General features: G+C 67.3%; 18 protein-coding genes. 10 read left to right on the top strand and 8 right to left on the bottom strand.

Annotated features, from left to right (window positions below; genetic code table 11):
- Position 1: 1 nt before the first annotated feature.
- The 3 genes from LXM88_RS25935 to LXM88_RS25925 form a co-directional block, all read right to left on the bottom strand.
- Complete coding sequence (locus LXM88_RS25935) at positions 2-832, bottom strand: substrate-binding domain-containing protein (protein ID WP_262545467.1); 831 nt, start codon at positions 830-832, stop codon at positions 2-4.
- Positions 833-1,063: 231 nt separating this feature from the next.
- Entirely contained in the window at positions 1,064-1,330 is a 267-nt protein-coding gene (locus LXM88_RS25930) for a Txe/YoeB family addiction module toxin (RefSeq protein WP_011354451.1), read from the bottom strand.
- Positions 1,327-1,587: a type II toxin-antitoxin system Phd/YefM family antitoxin gene (locus LXM88_RS25925; protein ID WP_262545466.1), complete on the bottom strand. Its 261-nt coding sequence runs from the start codon at positions 1,585-1,587 to the stop codon at positions 1,327-1,329. Before LXM88_RS25925 ends, LXM88_RS25930 begins: the two co-directional genes overlap by 4 nt.
- A gap of 225 nt (positions 1,588-1,812) precedes the next feature.
- Between LXM88_RS25925 and LXM88_RS25920 the strand changes: the two genes are divergently transcribed.
- Together LXM88_RS25920 and LXM88_RS25915 are read left to right on the top strand one after the other, a co-directional pair.
- Positions 1,813-2,256, top strand: coding sequence for a GNAT family N-acetyltransferase (locus LXM88_RS25920; RefSeq protein ID WP_262545465.1), 444 nt, complete (start codon positions 1,813-1,815; stop codon positions 2,254-2,256).
- A 57-nt stretch (positions 2,257-2,313) separates the two neighbouring features.
- On the top strand, positions 2,314-2,532 hold the full coding sequence (locus LXM88_RS25915; RefSeq protein WP_006480837.1) for a DUF1653 domain-containing protein: 219 nt from the start codon (positions 2,314-2,316) through the stop codon (positions 2,530-2,532).
- 35 nt (positions 2,533-2,567) lie between these two features.
- Here the strand turns inward: LXM88_RS25915 and LXM88_RS25910 are convergent, their stop codons facing one another.
- Together LXM88_RS25910 and LXM88_RS25905 are read right to left on the bottom strand one after the other, a co-directional pair.
- The gene (locus LXM88_RS25910; protein ID WP_262545422.1) at positions 2,568-3,779 is read right to left on the bottom strand and encodes a winged helix-turn-helix domain-containing protein; all 1,212 of its coding nucleotides are present in this window, start codon (positions 3,777-3,779) and stop codon (positions 2,568-2,570) included.
- Between the two features lie 402 nt (positions 3,780-4,181).
- Positions 4,182-5,570 (bottom strand): MFS transporter, encoded by a 1,389-nt coding sequence (locus tag LXM88_RS25905; RefSeq protein WP_262545420.1) that lies wholly within the window; start codon positions 5,568-5,570, stop codon positions 4,182-4,184.
- 332 nt (positions 5,571-5,902) lie between these two features.
- On the opposite strand from LXM88_RS25905, the gene treA reads away from it, so the two are divergent.
- Positions 5,903-7,618, top strand: coding sequence for an alpha,alpha-trehalase TreA (treA, locus tag LXM88_RS25900; protein ID WP_262545418.1), 1,716 nt, complete (start codon positions 5,903-5,905; stop codon positions 7,616-7,618).
- Between the two features lie 98 nt (positions 7,619-7,716).
- Here treA and LXM88_RS25895 read toward each other — a convergent pair whose 3' ends face one another.
- Together LXM88_RS25895 and LXM88_RS25890 are read right to left on the bottom strand one after the other, a co-directional pair.
- The gene (locus LXM88_RS25895) at positions 7,717-9,201 is read right to left on the bottom strand and encodes a carbohydrate porin (RefSeq protein ID WP_262545416.1); all 1,485 of its coding nucleotides are present in this window, start codon (positions 9,199-9,201) and stop codon (positions 7,717-7,719) included.
- Between the two features lie 119 nt (positions 9,202-9,320).
- Positions 9,321-9,590, bottom strand: coding sequence for a hypothetical protein (locus LXM88_RS25890; protein WP_262545414.1), 270 nt, complete (start codon positions 9,588-9,590; stop codon positions 9,321-9,323).
- A 1,082-nt stretch (positions 9,591-10,672) separates the two neighbouring features.
- Between LXM88_RS25890 and LXM88_RS25885 the strand changes: the two genes are divergently transcribed.
- Both LXM88_RS25885 and LXM88_RS25880 read left to right on the top strand, forming a co-directional pair.
- Complete coding sequence (locus LXM88_RS25885) at positions 10,673-10,810, top strand: hypothetical protein (protein ID WP_175918353.1); 138 nt, start codon at positions 10,673-10,675, stop codon at positions 10,808-10,810.
- A 120-nt stretch (positions 10,811-10,930) separates the two neighbouring features.
- Positions 10,931-12,577, top strand: coding sequence for an Nramp family divalent metal transporter (locus LXM88_RS25880; protein WP_262545412.1), 1,647 nt, complete (start codon positions 10,931-10,933; stop codon positions 12,575-12,577).
- Between the two features lie 120 nt (positions 12,578-12,697).
- Here the strand turns inward: LXM88_RS25880 and LXM88_RS25875 are convergent, their stop codons facing one another.
- Positions 12,698-13,603, bottom strand: a complete 906-nt coding sequence (locus LXM88_RS25875) for a helix-turn-helix transcriptional regulator (RefSeq protein WP_262545410.1) — start codon at positions 13,601-13,603, stop codon at positions 12,698-12,700.
- A gap of 283 nt (positions 13,604-13,886) precedes the next feature.
- Here LXM88_RS25875 and LXM88_RS25870 point away from each other — a divergent pair, with 283 nt between their 5' ends.
- From LXM88_RS25870 to sctD, 5 genes are all read left to right on the top strand, one after another.
- Positions 13,887-14,720 (top strand): helix-turn-helix transcriptional regulator, encoded by an 834-nt coding sequence (locus tag LXM88_RS25870; protein ID WP_262545408.1) that lies wholly within the window; start codon positions 13,887-13,889, stop codon positions 14,718-14,720.
- Between the two features lie 242 nt (positions 14,721-14,962).
- Positions 14,963-17,170: a type III secretion system export apparatus subunit SctV gene (sctV, locus tag LXM88_RS25865; RefSeq protein WP_262545407.1), complete on the top strand. Its 2,208-nt coding sequence runs from the start codon at positions 14,963-14,965 to the stop codon at positions 17,168-17,170.
- Entirely contained in the window at positions 17,167-17,445 is a 279-nt protein-coding gene (gene sctS / locus LXM88_RS25860) for a type III secretion system export apparatus subunit SctS (protein ID WP_262545406.1), read from the top strand. The genes sctV and sctS overlap by 4 nt, the downstream gene beginning before the upstream one ends.
- Positions 17,445-19,487 carry a type III secretion system outer membrane ring subunit SctC gene (gene sctC, locus LXM88_RS25855; protein ID WP_262545404.1) on the top strand — a complete coding sequence of 681 codons (2,043 nt, stop codon included), beginning with the start codon at positions 17,445-17,447 and terminating at the stop codon, positions 19,485-19,487. The genes sctS and sctC overlap by 1 nt, the downstream gene beginning before the upstream one ends.
- Positions 19,468-20,826, top strand: a complete 1,359-nt coding sequence (sctD, locus tag LXM88_RS25850; RefSeq protein ID WP_262545402.1) for a type III secretion system inner membrane ring subunit SctD — start codon at positions 19,468-19,470, stop codon at positions 20,824-20,826. Before sctC ends, sctD begins: the two co-directional genes overlap by 20 nt.
- Positions 20,827-20,927 lie beyond the last annotated feature (101 nt).

Below are 20,927 nucleotides of genomic sequence, written 5' to 3'. Positions count from 1 at the left end.
TTTATTGGCTGGGCGACATTGTCACCGAATCGAGTCCCGTCGCCTGCACGACCGGCTGCGCCTGCGGCGACGCGAGATAGTCGAGCAGCTTCTTCGCATCGTCCGGATGATCCGCGCCGACCGGAATACCGCCCGCGAAGCGCGTGACCGACTGCACGGATTCGGGCACCTTGCCCGCATACGTGACGCCCGGCACCGGCAGCAATTCGCTGACCTGCTGGAAGCCGATTTCGTAGTCGCCGTTCGCGACGACGGATGCGACGGGGATGCGTGGCACCATCGTCGCCTTCGGCTTCACCTGATCCTCGACGCCGAGCTTCCTGAACATTTCCTTCTCGACGTAGACGCCGCTCGCGCTGTCCGAATACGCGACCGATTTCGCGTGCAGCAGCACGTCCTTCAATTGTTCGACGGTGCCGATGTCGGGCTTCGGCGCGCCGGCGCGCACGACCATGCCGATCCGCGAATCGGCGAGTTCGACGCGCGAGGCGGGAATCACCTTGCCTTCCTTGATCAGCCGGTCGAGCGCGTAGCCGACCATGATCAGCACGTCGGCTTTCTCGCCGTGCGCGAGGCGGTTCGGAATCGCTTCCTTCGACTGGCCCATCGACGGGCCGGAGATTGTCTCGAGCGTGTCGCCGGATGCGGCCGTGAAGCCGGGGCCGAGCTGCTTGTACGCAGCAGTGAAGCCGCCGGAGATCATCACGCGCAGTTCGGTCGCTTCGGCCGGCAGCGCGGCGGACGCGAGCGCGACGGCGGCGAGCCAGAACGCGGCGTGGCGGGGAAAGGGGCGGCGGGTGGCAGGGGCGGTGAGTGCAGCACGGTTGCGCATCGAGGTGTCTCCTTCCTGTCTGTCGTTGGCGGCGTGCGCGGTCGGTCGCAAAAGGCCGGCACGGGCTACATGATCCACCGAAATGCGTGTGCGGGTAAGCGGGCACGTGCAACGCGCGTTGCCGGCCGGCGCGCGACGCATGAAAGCCGGGCCGCTTCCGCTGAAGCATTGCAAGGCTGATTGCGCGTTGGCGGCGCCGTGAGGCGGAGACGGTAGTGCTCCGGAGGGGCGCTACTCGTAGTGGTAGCGACAGGACACGATGCTGATCTGAAGGTCGTCAGCCTCGTAGACCAGGCGGTTTGTGTCGTCGATACGGCGCGACCAGAAGCCGGAGAGATTGGCCTTCAACGGTTCAGGTTTGCCGATGCCTTCGAACGGCGTTCGCTGGGCTTCGCGAATGAGCTGGTTGATGCGCTTGAGCGTCTTGCGATCCTGCCCTTGCCAATAAACATAGTCGTCCCACGCGTCGGAAGTAAAGAGCACGCGGCGTACGCTCATTCATCATCCTCGGCGAGCTTGTGTTCTTTCGTCTTGCCCTTGCGCAGTTGCGCGATCGAACGTTCGAGATGGGCGACGTTGGCCGGCGTGCGCAGCAAGTGAACTGTCTCCATCAGGCTGTCGTAGTAGTCCTGCGACATGATGACGGCGTTCGGTGCATCGCGACGCGTGATGAGCGTCACGTCCGCATCGTCGACGACCTGATCGATGACGGTCTTCAGATTGCCGCGGGCATCCGAAAAATGAATCGTGCGCATGATTTGCCTCACTTGTACATATAACCGCACAAGTATAGCACGGCCGATAAAATATGTACGAGTTGCTGTACAAGTCGCCCGGTGGCCGAGCGTGGTTCCGCGCCGTCGTCCGGCGAGAGGATTCTCATTTGTCGTGCAGCAGCGGGGCGGTGGTGCCGCTTGTAGCCCGCCCCACAGCGCGGTATCGTCGATGCTCCGCCTTCCGCCCCCCACCGGAGAACAGACGTGCCCGCAGCCACTCCCGCCACGCTGAGATTTTCCACCGACAAGCGCGAACTCGACATCGACGCGATCTTCGACTTCCTGCATCGCGACGCGTACTGGTCGCAGGGCATTCCGCGCGATGTGGTCGAGCGTGCGATCGAGGGTTCGCTGTGTTTCGGCGCGTATGTCGGCGACCGGCTCGTCGGGTTTGCGCGGCTCGTCACCGATCACGCGACGTTCGCGTACCTGTGCGACGTGTTCGTGCTGCCGGCCGAGCGCGGCAATGGCTACGGCCGCGCGCTGATCGATCACGTGTTCGCGCAGGAGATGGTGCAGCGCCTGCGCCGCATCATGCTCGTGACGACCGACGCGCACGATCTGTACCGGCTGGTCGGCTTCGGGCCGTCCGCCAATCCCGAGCGGCTGATGGAGATCCGCCGCCCCGACATCTACGCGAAACGCTGACGCGCGGCGCAGCGCATACAATACGCGCTTTCCGTTTTTGCCGAAGAGAAGCCCATCATGACCGAACAGGAAGCCGAACAGCTCGCGACGCATCGCCACTACAAGGGCGGCCTGTACCGCTACATCGGCGTCGCCCGCCATTCCGAAACCGAGGAATCGGTGGTCGTGTACGAGCATCTGTGGCCGCATGCGCGCGGGCTGTGGGTGCGGCCGGAAGCGATGTTCAACGGCAATCTCGAAGACGGCACGCCGCGTTTTCGCAAGCTGCGCGACTGATCCGTGGCCGGCGGCCTGACCCGGCCGCGTGAACGTTACGCGCCGGCCAGCGCCTTCACCAGCTCGGGCGGCGCGTGCCGGACCGTCACGTCCGGCGTGCCGTGCCACGCCGCGAGCTTCTTCACGGCCTTCGCGACGTCGGCCGCGAGCCCCGTGCCGAACCGCACGCCCGGCTCGACATGCACGGCCTTCAGTTCGAACGTGCCGAGCGTGCGGTGCGCTTTCGCGTCGACGCGGCCGACCAGCCGGCCGCGATGCAGCACGGGCAGGCAGAAATAGCCGTAGCGCCGCTTGTGCCCGGGCGTGTAGCACTCGATCGTGTAGTCGAAACCGAACAGCGTCGATGCGCGCCGCCGGTCCCATACGACCGGGTCGAACGGCGACAGCAGCGTCGTGACCGTCGAGCGCAGCGTGTCGGCCTCGGCGGCCGGCAGCAATGCGTCGAGCGAGCGATGCACATAGGCCGGTTCCTTCCAGTCGTCGATCTGCACCGGAATCAGGTCGCCCGCATCCGCAAGCCGTTCCAGCTCCTCGCGATACGAACGGCGCGGCAGCCGGTAATAGTCGGCTACCCAGTCCGCGCGGACGACCCCGAGCGCGCGACACGTGTAGTCGAGCAGCGCGGGCAGCACGGCTTCGCGCGGCGGCAGGTCGCGCGTGTCGTCCCAGCCGGGCAGCACGCGCTCGCGCACGTCGTACACGCGCTGGAAATTGCGGCGTTCCGACACCATCAGGTCGCCCGTCGTGAACAGCACTTCCAGGTGCCGCTTCTCCGGCTTGCGGTCCCACCATCCGTTGCCTTTCGCGCCATCCTCGCGGACGAAGTCCGCCGATCGTACCGGGCCTTCGTCGCGAATCCGCGCGAGCAGCCGCTCGATCTCGTCGCGATTCTGCGCGTGCCATTCGGCCGCGTATTTCCAGCCCATCCCCGACGGATCGAGCATCTTGTAGCGCATCAGGCCGAACTGCTCGACCGGCAGGAAACACGCTTCGTGCGACCAGTATTCGAACAGGCGCGCCTCGGCGAGATGTTCGTCGAGCCACTGCGGCGAGAAATCGCCGAGACGGCTGAACAGCACGAGATACGGGCTGCGCGCGACGACGTGAATGGTGTCGATCTGCAATTGCGCCATCCGGCGGATCGTGTCGAGCACGTCGGCCTTGGTCGCCTTGCGGCGGGGCGGCGTAAGCAGGCCTTGTGCGGCGAGATGCAGCGCGCGGGCGGCGGCGGGCGAGAGCGTAAGCATCGGAATGGCGGCTGAGGGTGGCGATCGGCGACCACTTTAGCGCGAAAGCGGCACGCGCGTGCGCCGCGCCGCTGCAACGCGTCTGACAATGCTTGACACACGCATTTCGCGAGTTTCCCTATAGTGCAGAACATGGCGCGACGATAAGTGCGCGCAACGATTCCGCTTCCGACGCACATACGTCAATGGCACGCAGGAAGCGAATCCGGGATTCTCAACCCCCATCGGGAGACCCGGAGCCCTGAGCGGACATCCATGCGGCTGTGCACCGGCCCCGTGTGGATGTCCGCTAATTTTTTTGTATTTCCGTTTTTTTTCTGCTGCCGCGCGATACGTCATGCCGCGGCACGCGTTTCCCCGCGCCGTGACACGGCGAACCGAAGTGCTTGCCGCTGTTGCCGCTTATTGCCGCTTGCCGCGCGCGACTTCGTCGCCGGCGCCGGGCGGCAGTCGCCGCGTGATCGGAATCGACGCGAACGAGCACAGCCCGACCACGACGAACGCGGGCCAGAAATCCGACCACACCATCGTCTGGTGGCCCTGCAGCCAGTGCGACAGGTGCAGCACGATGCCGGCCACCGTCACGCCGAGCCCGAGCGACATCTGCTGCACGACGCTGCCGAGGCTGGTGGCGCGCCCCGCGTCGCGCGGCGAGATGTCCGCGTAGATCATCGAGTTCAGGCTCGTGAACTGCAGCGCGGGGAAGATGCCGCCGACGAGCACGATCAGCCAGATCGCCCAGGTCGCCATGCCGGGATGGAACACGCCGTACGCGGCGATCGCGAGCCCCGCGAATGCCGCGTTGTAGATCAGCACCGTGCGAAAGCCGAAGCGGCGCAGCGTATGGGTGGCCGTCGAGCGGCTCATCGCGCCGCCGAGCGCGGACGCGCACGTGATCAGCCCGGAATGGAACGCGCTCATGCCGAGCCCTTCCTGCAGCGCGAGCGGCAGCAGGAACGGCACCGCGCCGAGGCCGATGCGGAACAGCGACCCGCCGACGACGCTCGCGTGGTAGGTCGGGATCTTCAGGAAGCTGAGGTCGAGCACCGGGCGCTCCTTGCGGCGCGCGTACGGCACGTAGAGCGCGAGCAGCACGGTGCCGGCCACGCACATCACGATCGCGTTCGAGCGCGACGTGAGCGAGCCGTCGAGCAGCGTGAGGCCCATCAGCAGCAACGCGGCGCCGCTTGCCGACAGCAGGAAGCCGAACCAGTCGAGCGGGCCCGGATCGGGCTCGTGCGTGTTCGCGATGTGCTTGCTCGCGAGATAGATCCCGTAGATGCCGATCGGCACGTTGATGAAGAAGATCATCCGCCAGTGCAGGTAGGTCGTGATGAAGCCGCCGACGAGCGGCCCGACCGTGGGCCCGAACAGCGCGGGAATCGCGAGGTAGTTCATCGCGCGCACGAGATCGGAGCGCGACACCGCGCGGAAGATGATGATGCGGCCGACGGGCACCATCATCGCGCCGCCGACGCCTTGTATGAAGCGCGCGAACGTGAGCACGCCGAGGGAACTGGAGGCCGCGCACATCAGCGAGCCGACGACGAAGATGCCGATCGCGGTGCGGAAGACGGAGCGTGCGCCGAAGCGGTCGGCGAGCCAGCCGCAGATCGGGATGAACACGCCGAGCCCGACCACGTAGGCCGTGATCGCAACGTTCAGCGTGACGGGGTTGTGCCCGAAGTCCCTCGCCATCGCGGGCAGCGCGGTGACGATGATGTTCGCGTCGACGCTTTCCATGAACAACGCACAGGCAACGATGAGCGGTGCTAGAAAGACGGGCGACATGGGCTGGGCGCGCGGTAAAGACGCCATTATGCCCACAATGTGGTCGTTGCGTCACGTGCGACACCGGATGTTCCGCATGTTGCAACAGTCGTTCCTGTTTCCGCGCACGGAAGAAGAGACGACTGCCGAGCCGGCTGCGGCGCGTGACATGACTCATGACGTCGACCCGTCGCGGCGACCGCGAAACTTGCGTGCGGTGCGCGTTTCATGCGACAGTCGGACCCACTCGCAACACATTCATGACGCGCATCGATCGAGGGCCATCGAGACGAGCGCGCGCGCGAACGAGACCTCGTGCCGGGCCACTCACCATCGAAAGGAGGGGACACGTCATGACGTCACGTCGTGCCGCATCGATTGCATCTCGCTTCTCGCGTCATCACGCACCGCGTCGCGCACCTGCTGCGCCGCGTCTTCGCTGGGCCGCCGCACTGGCCGTCGCGTATCTCGCCGTCGCCGGCTGCGCCGCGCAGGCCGACAATGCGAACCAGGCGGCCGGCCAGTCGGCCGTGCCGATCGCGGCCGCGGTTGCCGGCCCCGCGTCGGGCACGCCGCTGCCGCCGCCGAGCCAGCTTTACGGCGACCTCTTCGTCGCGGTGCAGACCGCGCAGATCTATCCCGACCAGAAGACCTTCGTCGACGCGACGCCCGATACCGATCCCGCGACGATCGTGCAGTTGTATCAGCAACAGAAATCGCAGCCGGGCTTTTCGCTGAAGACGTTCGTGGGCCAGCACTTCACGTTGCCCCCGGAAGGTGGCGTGACGCCACCGCCGAACCAGACGCTGCGCCAGCACATCGACTGGCTGTGGCCGCAACTCACGCGCACGAGCGTGACGGTGCCGCAGTACAGTTCGCTGATTCCGATGCCGAAGCCGTACGTCGTGCCGGGTGGCCGCTTCCGTGAAGGCTACTACTGGGATACTTATTTCACGATGCTCGGGCTGCAGGTGTCGGGGCGCGAGGATCTCGTCGACGACATGCTCGACAACTTCGCGCACCTGATCGACACGATCGGGCACGTCCCGAACGGCAACCGCACGTACTACGTGAGCCGCTCGCAGCCGCCGTTCTTCGCGTACATGGTCACGCTCGCCGCGCAGGCCGAAGGCGACAAGGTCTACCAGAAATATCTGCCGCAACTGCGCAAGGAACATGCGTACTGGATGCAGGGCGAAACCACGACGCCGCGTGGGCAGGCGGCACGCAACGTGGTCGCGATGCCCGACGGCGCGGTGCTGAACCGCTACTGGGATGCGAGCGACACGCCGCGCGACGAGTCGTATCTCGAGGACGTGACGACCGCGAAGTCGGCGCCCGGCCGTCCGGCGAACGACGTGTACCGCGACCTGCGCGCGGGCGCCGAAAGCGGCTGGGACTACAGTTCGCGCTGGTTCGGCGACGGCAAGACGCTCGCGACGATCCGCACGACGTCGATCGTGCCGGTCGACCTGAACAGCCTGATGTTCCATCTCGAGACGACGATCGTGAAGGGCTGCACGGTCGCGCGCGACGTTGCATGCGTGACCGACTTCTCGGGCCGCGCGGCGCGGCGCGCGGCCGCGATCAACCGCTATTTGTGGAACCGCCACGGTTATTACGGCGACTACGACTGGCAATTGCGCAAGCCGCGCGACGCCGTGACGGCCGCCGCGCTGTATCCGCTGTTCGCGGGCGTTGCGTGGCCCGAGCGCGCGAAGGCGACCGCGCGCGAGGTGCGCAAGACGCTGCTGCAGCCGGGCGGCCTCGCGACGACGACCGAGAATACGGGCCAGCAGTGGGATGCGCCGAACGGATGGGCGCCGCTGCAGTGGATCGCGATCGACGGGCTGCGCCGTTATGGCGAATCGGCGCTCGCGAAGGACATCGGCACGCGTTTCCTGTCCGACGTGAAGCATGTGTATGCGACCGAAGGCAAGCTCGTCGAGAAGTACGTGGTCGAAGGCGCAGGTACGGGCGGCGGCGGTGGCGGCGAGTATCCGCTGCAGGACGGCTTCGGCTGGACCAACGGCGTTACGCTGAAACTGCTCGGGCTGTACGGCGAGTGACGTGCGGCGCCTGCGGCGTGTTCAGCGCGCTGCAGGCGAACGCACGGGCCGGACTGTCGCGCCAGCGGGCGTCCGGCCCGTTTCGTCTGCGGCTAGCGTCAGAACGTGATCGTCGTGCGCACGCCGACCACCGTTTCGTCGCCGATGCGCGCACCCGCCGCGTTCGGGTTCGGAATGCCGCCGCCCGGACGGAAGAAGTGCTGCAGGTCGGCCTGCAGTTGCCACCAAGGCGTGACCTGGTACTGGTAGGTCGCCTCGACGACGGTTTCCGCGCGGCGCACCGGATAGCCGGGCGTCGTATAGGTGCCGGTGTCGCCATCGAGGCCGCGCGCATGCGAGCCGATCTTCGCGTAGCCGACCGCGATGCCCGCGACGTCGTTGTCGCGTCCCTTGAACGGCGCCTTCAGCGTCACGCCTGCATTGGCGGCGAAATCGACGATATTGCGATCGCCCGGCGCGCCCATCACGCGCGCGAACACGCCGACCGAGCGCGGGCTGTCGGCCGACGGCCGCCATACCATCTGGTCCGCGACCGCATAGAAACTGAAGTTGCCGCGATGCGTCGCCGGAATGCCGTTGCTCGCCGGATTCGCGAGAGACAGGCCGTCGGTGCCGTAGCGCGGATCGTTCGCATGTTGCGACTGATACCAGAAGCCGAGCTTGTAGGTGCCCGGCAGGCCGGCCGGTTGCGGCGCCTTCGGATCGGCCGGCGGCGCGTTCAGCGCGTACTGCACTTCGCCGATCACGAACGCGCCGCTGCGCAGGTTGAAGTTGGTGCCGTGCGCGTTCAGCACCTGCGCGTCGCCGTCGGTGCGGCCGGCCGGGTTGCCGTCGAATACGCCCACCATCGCGGTCCACGCGTCGGCCGGCTTCACGCGCAGCCGCACGCCGAGCGACGACAGCGGATAGGCGGGGCCGCCGGCGGGCAGGTCGGTGGACGGCAGCACGGGCCAGCCGAACGTGGCGTTCATGAACGTCGCCGCGTTCTGGCTCACCATGAATTCCTGGTCGACGCTCTGCTGGCCGACCTTCACGTCGACCTTGCCGTCGAGCAACGACTGCTGGTACCAGAGCTCCCACAGGCGCGTGGTCGAATTCGCCTCGATGCCGGTCGCGGTCTGCAGCGTCTGCAGGTAGCGCTGCGTGAGGTTGGTGCCGTGGATCTGCAGTGCCGACACGTTGAACGTGCCGCCCGGCAGGCCGATCGCCTTGCCCGTGTCGACGTTGAAACCGAATTGCGTGAGCCCCTGGTACGCGCCGCCGCGATTCGTGCCGCCGGACGTGTTGTACAGGTACTCGCTGGTTTCCTGCAGGCTCAGCGTGACGCCGTGATCGCCGAGCAGGTCGCGCAGGCCGCCCATGTTGCCGAGCAGGTTCGAGCGCTCCCAGAAGCCGGTGGGGGCGGGCGCGGCACCATCGGCGGCTTGTTGTGCGGCAGCGGCGTCGGTCGCGCCGGCCGCCGGCTCGGCCGCGGCCGGCGGCGCCGATTGCGCGAACGCGGGCGCGGCGGCGAGCGACAGCACCAGCGCGGCGAGCGCATTGACGCGCGGCTTGCGCGGAACGGGGTCGAGGGAGTTCGTCATGCGGGTTCCGTTGGCAATTTGATTAGTTAAGCTGAAGAAGCGAAAACGCGATGCGGGAAGCGTGGAGAGACAGTCGCGCGGCGCTACGCGGCATTGGGCGCCGCCGCGCGACGAGCGGTTTACGGCAGCCAGCCGCCGACGCGCCACACGTGCGCGAAGCCGAGGCGCGACGCGGCCGTGCACAGCAGCGCGGCGAGCGCGACCGCGGCCGCCATCGCGGCGACCAGCACGCAGTCGAGCGGGCGAGGTGCCGCCGGCACATGGGCGAGTGCCGCGTCGCGCCAGTTGCCGAGCGCGTGGGCGAGCGGCGAGAGGCCGGAAACGAACGAGCGGTCGCACGCGACGTGCACGATGCGCTTGAGTCTGACCGAGAACGATTGAAGGAACATGACGCTGCCTCCGTCAGGTCCGACGGATGCCGGACGACGTGATCGAGCGCGGGCGCATGACGCGGCCTGCGATCGGAGGGTGGAACGTAACGGAGCGTGCGACTGACGAACCGGCGATGGCCGGCCCGGAAGGAAGCGCGCTAACCCGACGAATGCGAGCTAGCGGCGAAAGACATGCGTCTGGCTGCTATCTCGCGATGGCTTGGCCGGCCTTGACCGGCATCGAACTGCAACTAGAGCATGTGTCCACGGAGGGACTCCCTTGATGAATTGGGGCGGATTGTAGTCGCGACTTTTGCTGCGGTGCAAGTAAAAAACGCATAAAAAGCGACGCATGCGGTGTGCGTGTAGCAGCGGACCGCCGCGACGCAGCAGCGGCACGGGATGGGTTTGAGGAGGGGATCGCGGCGCGCCCGGCGCCGTTGTTCATGCACATCGGCGGGTGAGCGCACCGTGGCGCGTTGAAAGGTTTCGTCACGCCATTTCAAGGGCAAATCTTTCAGTGTCGCGAGACGGGAAATTTATTTCGAGAAATGGGGTTTCGAGGGGTTGACTTCACTTTCGGGCGATCCATAGAATCCGGCATCTTCACTCTTGGGGCCGCCGCCTTGGACGCCTGCAGTAGTCGATCTTCGAACGAAATCTCCGCCTGAGCGACCGACGTCCGCGCCTCATCGAAGCCGCCGTTTGTCTCCCAGGCAAACGGTGCGCGCAGCAGTATTCCGCAGTAACTCCCTACGTGCACCCTGATTCGCGCCGGTTAGCGTGATGCGTTTTCGCATGCGCCGTCCGGTTTCTCCGCCGCCTGGCAGGCGGCCGTGTTCGCGCATGCGTCGTTGACGCTCGCGAATGTCGGCCCGCAAGCCGGACGGCGGTCAACCGTGTTCCCCGGAACACCGCACAGGAGCCGCCATGAACGACAGTGACAGTTGTCCCTTATGCCCGTTGCTCGCACCGACCCTTTTGAACCCGGGTCGCAGGGACACTCCGGCCGACTAGCCTGACACGTCGTTCAGGCCCCGGACTGGTCCCGCGCCCACCACGCGGCCGGCACGCCTGCCGTCGCCGCACGGAGCCAGACCATGAACTTCGGCCTTCTGCTGTCGAACTTTCCGCACGTCACGGAATCGCGCAATCACTACGACGCGATGCTGACGCTCGACGCCCGTCCGCGGGTGTTCTCCCGCCTGCTGAACCAGTTGAAATCGTTGATCCGCTGAAGCAGCGAAGCGCCGAGCGCGCCTCGGCATGCGCACGCGCGGCTGCCTGCGGGCAGGCCCCGCGTGCGCATTCCAAGGTCACACGCTTATCAGATAACCATTAGCCGTACGGAACGAATCATGTCCACGCCATCCAACGTTTCTCCACCGATCGTCGCGGAACGCAGCGCCGTGCTCGACGAAGCCCACGTCGGCGACATCCGCGGCGCGCTCGGCACGATCGCGCATCACGACACCGCCGCGCGCGGCACATGGTGGGCGCGGCTGCGCACGCTGCTCGCGATCATCGGCCCGGGCCTCATCGTGATGGTCGGCGACAACGACGCCGGCGCCTTCGGCACCTACACGCAGGCCGGCCAGAACTACGGCACGACGCTGCTGTGGACGCTGCTGCTGCTCGTGCCCGTGCTCTACGTGAACCAGGAAATGGTGCTGCGCCTCGGCGCGGTCACGGGCGTCGGCCATGCACGCCTGATCTTCGAGCGCTTCGGCAAGTTCTGGGGTGCGTTCAGCGTGATCGACCTGTTCCTGCTCAATGCACTGACGATCGTCACCGAGTTCATCGGCATCACGTTCGTGCTGGAATTCTTCGGGCTGCCGAAGGTGGCAGGCGTGTGCGTGGCCGCCGCGCTGACGATGGCCGCGGTGAGTACCGGCGATTTCAGGCGCTTCGAGCGGTTCGCGATCGGGCTGTGCGTGCTGAGCCTGCTGCTCGTGCCGGTGCTCGTGTCGATCCATCCGCCCGTCGCGCAGATGACGCGCGATTTCTTCGTGCCGAACTGGCCCGCGCACGCGAAGCTGTCGGACGTGATGCTGCTCGTGATCGGCATCGTCGGCACGACGGTCGCGCCGTGGCAGCTGTTCTTCCAGCAGAGCTACGTGATCGACAAGCGCATCACGCCACGCTTCATGAAGTATGAGAAGGCCGACCTGTGGATCGGCATCGCGTTCGTGCTGGTCGGCGCCGTCGCGATGATCGGCTTCAGCGCCGCGCTGTTCAACGGGCATCCGGAAGCCGGCAACTTTACCGACGCGGGCGGCATCATCGCGGGCCTCGAGAAATATGCGGGACGTACGGGCGCGACGCTGTTCGCGGTGGCGCTGCTCGACGCGTGCATCATCGGCGCGGCGGCCGTGTCGCTGTCGACCGCGTATGCGATCGGCGACGTGTTCAAGATCCGCCATTCGCTGCATCGCGGCGTGTCCGACGCGAAGGGCTTCTATCTCGTGTACTTCGGCATCGTCGCGGCCGCGGCCACGCTCGTGCTGATCCCGGGCAGCCCGCTCGGCCTGCTGACCGAAGCCGTGCAGACGCTCGCGGGCGTGCTGCTGCCGAGCGCGACGGTGTTCCTGCTCGTGCTGTGCAACGACCGCCAGGTGCTTGGGCCCTGGGTCAACTCGACGAAGCTCAACGTGTTTACGGGCGCGGTGATCTGGGTGCTGGTGCTGCTGTCGATCATCCTGACCGCCTCGGTGATGTATCCGGACATCAGCGGCGAAGCGATCGTCGACGTGCTGGTGGGCGGCACCGTGCTCGCGATTGCCGGCTATCTCGGGACGGTGCTGATTCGCCGCAACAAGCGCGTCGTCGAGCCGGGCATCGATCGCTCGCTGCGCGACACGTGGCGCATGCCGCCGCTCGATACGCTCGAGCCGCAGAACATGACGCTCGCGACGCGGATCTGGATGGCCGTGCTGCGCGGCTATCTGGTGATCGCGGTCGGTCTCGTGATCGTGAAGGTCGTGCAGATGACGCTGCTGAAGTAACGCGGAGCGTCTGCCAGGAAGCGGCGCCGGACCCGGCACCGCGCCGCAACCCGTGCATGCCGGCCCGCGAGGCCGGCATGTGCGTTTACACGTTCGTTTTCCGCACGCGCCGCGCCGCCGTCAGATCAACTCGAGCTTCGACGTCAGGTACGTGAGCTGGATCCGGTTCGCGACGCCGAAGCGCTTGCGCAGTTTGCGCAGGTGATAGTCGACGTTGTGTGCGCTGGTGTCGAGGCGCCGGCCGATCTCCTTGTCGGATGCGCCTTCGGCGATGCCGAGCAGCAGTTCCTGCTCGAACGGCGTGAGCCCGTTGACAGTACGCTCGCGCGACGTCGCGATCAGTTGTGGCGATGCGAACTTGTGCACCGACAGCCCGATCGACAGCGCCTGCTCGATCGTCGCCGGCGTGATCCATTCGCGCGTGCGGCGTGGCGCGGTGAAGCTCATGAACGCGTGCAGCCGAGTGCCGGGCACGGCCATCGAATACATGATGCCGCTGCACATCCCGTCGTCCTGCATCGTCTGCAGGAAGCCGTCGAGCGCGGCCGGCGTCACGCACGGGCCCTTATCGCGGTCGCGGTGTTCGCGGCGCAACTGCTGCAGGTCCCACACGATCGGCATGTTGCACACGCGCGCGCCGAGCGTGCGCGGATCGATGTCGTGATGGTTGTGCCGCACGTAGTCGCCGCGATAGGTGGCCGGCGTGAACGCTTCGTGCAGGTAGAGACTTTCGACACGCTCGCGCGCGAATTCGAGCGCGAAGTACGCGAACGTCGAGAAGCCTGTCAGGTGCAGCAGGCTCGTGACGATCCGGTTGCGCTCGGCCGTGCTCTGCGCATGCGCGAGCGTATCGGCGACGCCGAGCTTCGGCGCGTGCGGCTGCGCGACGTCGCCGCGCTTCACGTCGTCGCACCAGACGACCTTCACGGTACGCTCCCGCAGCGCGTCCGCGCATGCGTTCAGCCCGCGCGACGGGCGGGAAAAGGTTGGGGCGACCGCTTCTTCATGCATTGCAATATCGGACATGAGCCATCCCTCGGAATCGACGCGCATCGCCTGGCGGCAGCCGTATCGTGTACGGCATTCGCGGCGGTGCGATCGAGCATCGTTTTTGATATGCGCCGATCGTCATCCCTGACGAAACGCGGGGGCATTGTACAAAAATGCCTGTGTACGCGTAATATGCCGTAATACTAATTGCGGCGAAAGGTTCATATTCGCGCGCATATAACGACGACCAGAAAATCATAAAGAAAAGACCAGATCGTGACGGGGCGCAGTTTCACATATTGGGAAGGGCGGGCTCCTCATGACACATGCTGACGGCGCACCACGCGTCGAGTGGTTTTCACAAGCCGATATAGCGGCCGCTGCTGCTTATTCGAACGAATATCAGGCAATCGAACGCGACGTTTTTACCGGCATTCAAATTGCGCCCGGTAAAACCGACCTTGCTCCGGTCGATTTCGCGCAATGCCATGCGCGCTTGCGGCAAATCGGATTCAGTACGCTCGGTTACGGCGCCTACGAAATGATCGGGCGGCGCATCCTGTGCGCGCATCTGCTGCGCGACCTCGCGCCGGCGACGTTCATGCAGCCGTTTATCGAAGGGATGCTGTACGAGAGCGATCCGCGCTTCGCGCAGGTGCGGCAGAGCGGCTTTCCGGTCGCATGGCGGCTCGACGAGATCGAGTCGGCCGCGCAGGGCAGCGGCGACCGCAAGGTGCTGGCGCTCGCCGGCCATCTGCGCGCGCACGCGATGAACAGCGGCGTGATCTTCAGCCTGTCGGCGCCGCGCCTGGACCTGCGCGTCGCGGTGAACGTCACGTCGGAGGCGCACGGCACCGAATGGATCGACGATCGCGTGATCGGCGGTGCGTTGTCGGTCAGCCTTGCCGTGCATCGCGTCGCGCTGCCGTTCCTCGAGGCGCGCATCGCGCGCATGCGCGGTTTCGCGCTCGGCGACGAACAGCAGCAGGTGCTCGACCGTCTCGTGCACGGGCTGTCCGACCAGGAGATCGCGAGCGCGCTGCGCACGTCGCTGCACAAGGTCGGCCACCACATCCGTTCGCTCGAAAAACTCTTCAACGTACAGAACCGAGCGCAGCTCGCGTACCTCGCCGCGCGGCGCCTGCAGCCCTGACGTGACGCACGCGCCGGCCGCCCGGCGCGGGATGGAAGCGGTTCCGGCGGCGCGTGCCCGAACGCACCGCCGGGTTTCGTAGTCCGATCCGACCGCCGCCGGAAAACGCGCTTTCACGCTACGAGGCGCATCCCTTTTTCCATCGTTGCGCATCGCTACACTCGTCCCATTCAACGGTCCGCGCAGCGTGGGGCAGGATTGCCCGTGCCAGCCGGCGATAACGACGACAGGACAACGGCACGATGGCAGAACCGAAGGCGCTCCCCCGCGACTGGCAGCGGTTGTTTTCCGCTGGCCGCGGCATGTCCGGACGGCGTCTCGGGGGCGCATCGCCGCGCGCCGACTTGTTCATGGCCGCGTTCATCGTCGCGGTCGTCGCGCTGTTCATCCTGCCGCTGCCGCAGGCCGCGCTCGACGGGATGATCTCGCTGAATCTCGCCGTAAGCGTGGTGCTGCTGACGGTGTCGACCTACGTGCCGTCGGCGGTCAGCTTCTCGTCGTTTCCAGCGCTGCTGCTGTTTACGACGCTGTTCCGGCTCGCGCTGAACATCGCGTCGTGCAAGCTGATCCTGCTGCACGCGAACGCCGGCCACGTGATCGACGCGTTCGGGCGGCTCGTCGTCGGCAACAACGTCGTGGTGGGCGGCGTGGTGTTCCTCGTGATCGCCGTCGTGCAGTTCATCGTGATCGCGAAGGGATCGGAGCGGGTGGCCGAAGTCGGTGCACGTTTCTCGCTCGACGCGATGCCGGGCAAGCAGATGAGCATCGACGCGGACCTGCGCGCGGGCATCATCAGCGCGGACGAAGCGCGCGAGCGCCGCGAGAAGCTGGAGCAGGAATCGCAGATGCACGGCGCGATGGACGGCGCGATGAAGTTCGTGAAGGGCGACGCGATCGCGGGCCTCGTGATCGCGTTCATCAACATCGTCGCGGGGATCGCAGTCGGCACGCTGATGCACGGGATGGATATCGGCGCGGCGCTGCAACGCTACGCGATCCTGACGGTCGGCGACGGGATGGCGTCGCAGATTCCGTCGCTGCTCGTGTCGATCGCGGCGGGCATCGTGACGACGCGCGTCGCGACGCGCGATGCGCGGCAGCGCCAGCTCGGCGAACAGCTCGGCGAACAATTGGGCGCGCATCCGCGCGCGTTGCTGATCGCGGCGCTGGTGCTGGCCGGTTTTCTCGTCGTGCCCGGTTTCCCGAAGTGGTCGTTCGCGCTGATCGCGCTCGGCCTCGGCGCGTTCGCGTTCTCGCAGTTCAAGCACAAGACGACTGCGCCGAGCTTCAACCTGATTCAGATCGCGGGGCGCGTCGGCTCGGCCGACGACGGCCAGCCCGCGAAGGTGTCGCACGCGGCGGGCGTCACGTCGCTGATCGCGGTATCGCTGTCCGACGACCTGCGCACGAGCCTGAATCTCGCGCAACTGCAGGCCGCGCTGTCGAGCGCGAAGGCGCGCGTCGACGCGGACATCGGCACGGTGTTCCCGCGCATCACGCTGAACGACGACGAAGGCGCCGCAGCCGGCACGTACCGGATCTACCTGCAGGACGTGCTCGCCGCGCACGGCGCGCTGAAGCCGGGCTGGCTGCTGTGGGACGGCGTCGCGCCGCTGCCCGAGCGCGCGGAGCGCCAGCCGGCCGAGGCGTTCGGCCCGTTCGCGACCGCGCTGTGGATCAAGCACGACGGCGCCGCGCCGGACGGCAAGTGGCTGGCGAGCGAAAGCGCGCTCGCCGCGCACGTCGAGCAGATCGTGCGCCAGCATGCGGACGAATTGCTCGGCATCCAGGAGACGCAGGCGCTCGTGCATCTCGTGCGCCGCGAACACCCGGAACTCGTGGGCGAGCTGACGCGGCTCGTGCCGCTGCAGCGCGTGACCGAAGTGCTGCGCCGGCTGCTCGCCGAACAGGTGCCGATCCGCAACCTGCGCGTGATTTTCGAGAGCCTGATCACGTGGGCGCCGAACGAACCCGACGACGTGATCGCGCTGGTCGAGCTCGTGCGCGTCGACCTGCGCCGGATGATCACCGATCGCCACGCGGGCACGACGCGCCAGCTGCGGGTCGTGCTGTTCGAGCAGAACCTGCAGGAGCGGATCGAGAGCGCGGTGATGCGTACGAAGCAGGGCAATTTCCTCGCGCTGTCGAGCGCGATCAAGCAGGACATCGGCGAGCAGGTGCGCGCGATCGTGCAGGCCGCGCAGGCGGCCGGCCCCGGCGGCCACGGCAACGCGCAGGGCGCGGCGCGGCTCGCGGTGATGGTCGCGCTCGGCGCGCGCCGCTACGTGAAGACGATCCTGCAGCCGGTGCTGCCCGAACTGGCGGTGCTGTCGTACCAGGAGGTCGAGGAGGACGTGCAGCTGCACACGGTCGGCTGGGTGAAGAACCCGCCGGACGACGGCGCGGTCGGCGCGGGCGCCGACGTGCGCGTGCCGGGAGCCGTGTCATGACGAGTTCGACGATCCTCGACCTGACGCGCCAGGCGCTGATGCTCGTGCTGCTGCTGTCGCTGCCGATCGTGCTGATCGCCACCGTCACGGGCCTGATCGTCGCGATCCTGCAGGCCGTCACGCAGGTACAGGACGCCAACATCGGCATCGCGGTGCGGTTGATCGCCGTGATGGTCGCACTCGTGCTGCTGTCGGGCTGGCTCGGCGGCGAAGTGCTGCGCTTCGCGCAGCAGGCGCTGGAACGCATGTTCGTTTCTTCCACTGGAGTTTTTTGATGCATCGACGCGTCGCCCCGATCCGGTTTCAACCGCGCAGCCTGCAACGGGCCGCGCTCGCCATGTGCGCGACCGCGCTGCTCACGGCGTCGCTGTGCATGGCGCCCGCGCACACGGCCCGCGCCGCGGACCTGCGCTGGCGCAACAAGCCGTTCACGATCGTCGCGAACGGCAAGAAGATCGGCGACTTCATTCGCGAACTCGCATCGTCGCAGGGCGTGACGGCGGTGGTCGACCCGAAGGTCGACGGCGTGATCAGCGGCCGCTTCTCGGGCACGCCGCAGGAGACGCTCGAAACGATCTGCTCGACCTACGGGCTCACGTGGTACTACGACGGCTCGTTCCTGTACGTCGATCCGGCCGACCAGTCGCAGACGCAGATGATCCCGATCCCGCCGAATGCGGCCGGCGAAATCGGCCGCGCGCTGCAGGCGATGCAGATTCCCGACAAGCGCTACACGCTCGTGATCAACGATCGTTCGAACAGCGTGTACGTGGCCGGCCCGCGCCGTTATGTCGAGCTCGTGCGGCAGGCGGTCGGCTCGGTCGGCGATCCGTCCGCGAACGGCGCGCATGCGGATATCCGCGCGTTCCGGCTGAAGTACGGCTGGGCGTCGGACTTCACGATCAACCGCTCGGGCAAGGAAGTGACGGTGCCGGGCGTCGCGACGATCCTGAGCCGGCTGTTCGGCAAGGGCGGCGGCACGAACGCGCTGCCGTCGAGCACGTCGCTCGGGCAGGCCGCGCGCCAGGTGAAGCTCGGCTCGGGGCTGACGATCGCGGTGCCGCGGCTCGACTTCCCCGATATCTCCGGCGGCCCGCGTTCGGGCGGCTATTCCGGCGACGGCAGCGCGACCAGCGGGTTCTCGCCGTTCTCGAACGGCGGCGGCGGCGACACGCTGCCGCAGATCGTCGCCGATCCGGCAATCAACGCGGTGATCGTGCGCGACCTGCCGGAGAACATGTATCGCTACCAGTCGCTGATCAACCAGCTCGACGAGCGGCCGCGCATCGTCGAGATCAACGTGACGATCATCGACATCAACGAGGATTCGCTCGACAGCCTCGGGATCGACTGGCGCCTGCACACGACGCACGGCGACGTGCAGATCGGCAACGGCGCGAATCCGCTGACCGGCAACACGCAATACAACGGCGCGGGCAATCCGCCGCTGACGTTCGGCGTCGGCACGTCGGAGACCGGGCAAACGGGCACCTTCCTGCCGACCGGCATCGCGCTGACCGCATCGATCGGCGGCTCGCTGCGCAACTACCTGCTGACGCGCGTGAATGCGCTCGCGCAGAAGGGGCAGGCGCAATTGCGTTCGAAGCCGAAGGTGCTCGCGCTCGACAACACCGAGGCGATCCTCGAGAACCTCACGCAGTTCTACGTGCAGGTGCAGGGCTACCAGGATTCGTCGCTGTACAGCGTGACGACCGGCACGAGCATCAAGGTGACGCCGATGATCGTCAACGACGCGATCCGCAACGCGGCCGCCGTCTCCGGGAATCCGGAGAGCGTGATGATGTCGATCGACATCCAGGACGGCAACGTCGTGCAGGGCCAGGCCGTGTCGAACATCCCGGTGATCCAGCAGCGCAACATCGTCACCAAGACGATGATCGACGAAGGCAAGAGCCTGCTGATCGCCGGCTTCAACGACGACGAGGTGAAGCTGAACAAGAGCGGCGTGCCCTGGCTGTCCGACATTCCGCTGATCGGCAACCTGTTCAAGTACACCGACAAGTCGGGCAACCACATGGAGCGGTTCTACCTGCTGACGCCGCGCGTGGTGACGACCGCGTCGATGTACGCGCCGGACGGCTCGCCCGTGAACCCGGGCGCCGACGGCCCGGCGAATCAGGAAGGCATGTCGATGTATCGGCCGCCGGACAACGACGTCGCGGTGCCGCTGACGCCGAAGCCGCTGCCCGGCACGAAGTTCGGCCCGCCCGCGCTGCCGCCGCCGCCGAAGGATGCGGCGTCGCAGCCGGCGGCGACGACCGCAGGAGCCACCACCCATGTCGACGACCATCATTGACCCGCACGGCGACGGCGCATTGCCCGGCGGCGCGGGAGCCGCGGGGGCAGGCGCGGCCGCGCTCGCGTCGCCGTGGAACCTGTGCTTCCTGAGCGGGCCGATGTACGGCCGCACGATGTCGCTCGCACGCGGCGCGAACTGGGTCGGCACGGCGGCCGATTGCGAAGTGATCCTGCCCGATCGCGAGATCGGTGCGAAACAGGTGTGCCTGCAGGTCGGCGCGCTCGCGGTGACCGTGCAGAACCACGGCGGCGACGCCGGTGCGCCGGTGCTGTTCAACGACGAACCGCTCGGCGCGGGTCGCCGCTCGATGACGCCGAACGACGTCGTGACGGTCGGCTCGATCCGGCTCGGCATCGCGCGGCACGCGCAGGCGAGCGTCGCGGTGCCCGACGAAACCGACGCGCCGGATGCGGCGCGCGAGGCCGCGTGGCTCGGCTGGCTCACGGGCGGGCTGCGCCGCCTCGGCAGCCGGCGGCTCGTGATCGCGCTGGTCGCGCTGTGGCTCGGTGTGCTGCTCGGCGCGCTCGGCTACGGCTTCGTCGCGTGGTCGGGGCGCCTGCCGTGGCAGCACGAATCGGTGCTCGCGCGCACGCACCGGCTGCAGCAACTGCTGCACGCGTATCCGGAGCTGGCCGTCGCGCCGCGCGACGACGGCGTGATCGTGTCGGGCTACGTGAGCGACCCGGCTGCGCGCGAACGCGTCGCGCAGATCGTCGCGGGCGTCGACAACGCGGCGCTCGGCAACATCTACGTGGTCAGCGATCTGGTCGCGACCGCGCAGACGTATTTCAGCGATACGGCGCTGACGGTCGCGTATCTCGGCCGCGGCCGGATCGAGCTGACGGGCGCGGCCGCGCGCGCGCAGATCGAGCCGCGCATCCGCAACTACATGAAGGACGCGCGCCCGGCGCTCGAAGTGGTCGATCACGTGCGCGATGCCGATCCGGCCGCGCCACGCACGACGACGACGCTCGGCGGGATGGCCGGCATTCCGGAGATCACGACCGTGTTCGCCGGCGACGGCGACCAGCGCTACATCGAGACGGCCGACGGCAGCCGCTATTTCGAGGGTGCGCGGCTGAAGGACGGGCCGACCGTCGTGTCGATCGGCCCGGACGAAGTCGTGTTCGAACGCAACGGCCAGCGCATCACGATGCCGCTCGGCGGCGCGGCGGCGAACGCGCCCGAGCAGGCGCCGGCACCGCCCGTGGCGCCGCTCGCGAGCGGTGCGGCGGCCGGGGTCGCGCAACCGGTGCCGGGGCCGACGCTGTTGCCGGACGCACCGAAAGCGGGTGCCGCGGCGGCCGGTGCATCGACGAAGGAGGCGGCGCACTAGCGCCGCGACAGGTCATGCGCATCGCCTGACAGGCGGTGTGCGCGTAACGCGGGGCGTCGCATCGGTGCGGCGGCTCACGTCGCCGGCGGGGCATGGGGCTG

It is taken from the genome of Burkholderia sp. S-53, from assembly GCF_025560745.1.
GTDB lineage: Bacteria > Pseudomonadota > Gammaproteobacteria > Burkholderiales > Burkholderiaceae > Burkholderia > Burkholderia pyrrocinia.
The sequence above is the reverse complement of the archived record's forward strand: the minus strand, read 5'-3'. Positions and strand labels throughout refer to the sequence as shown.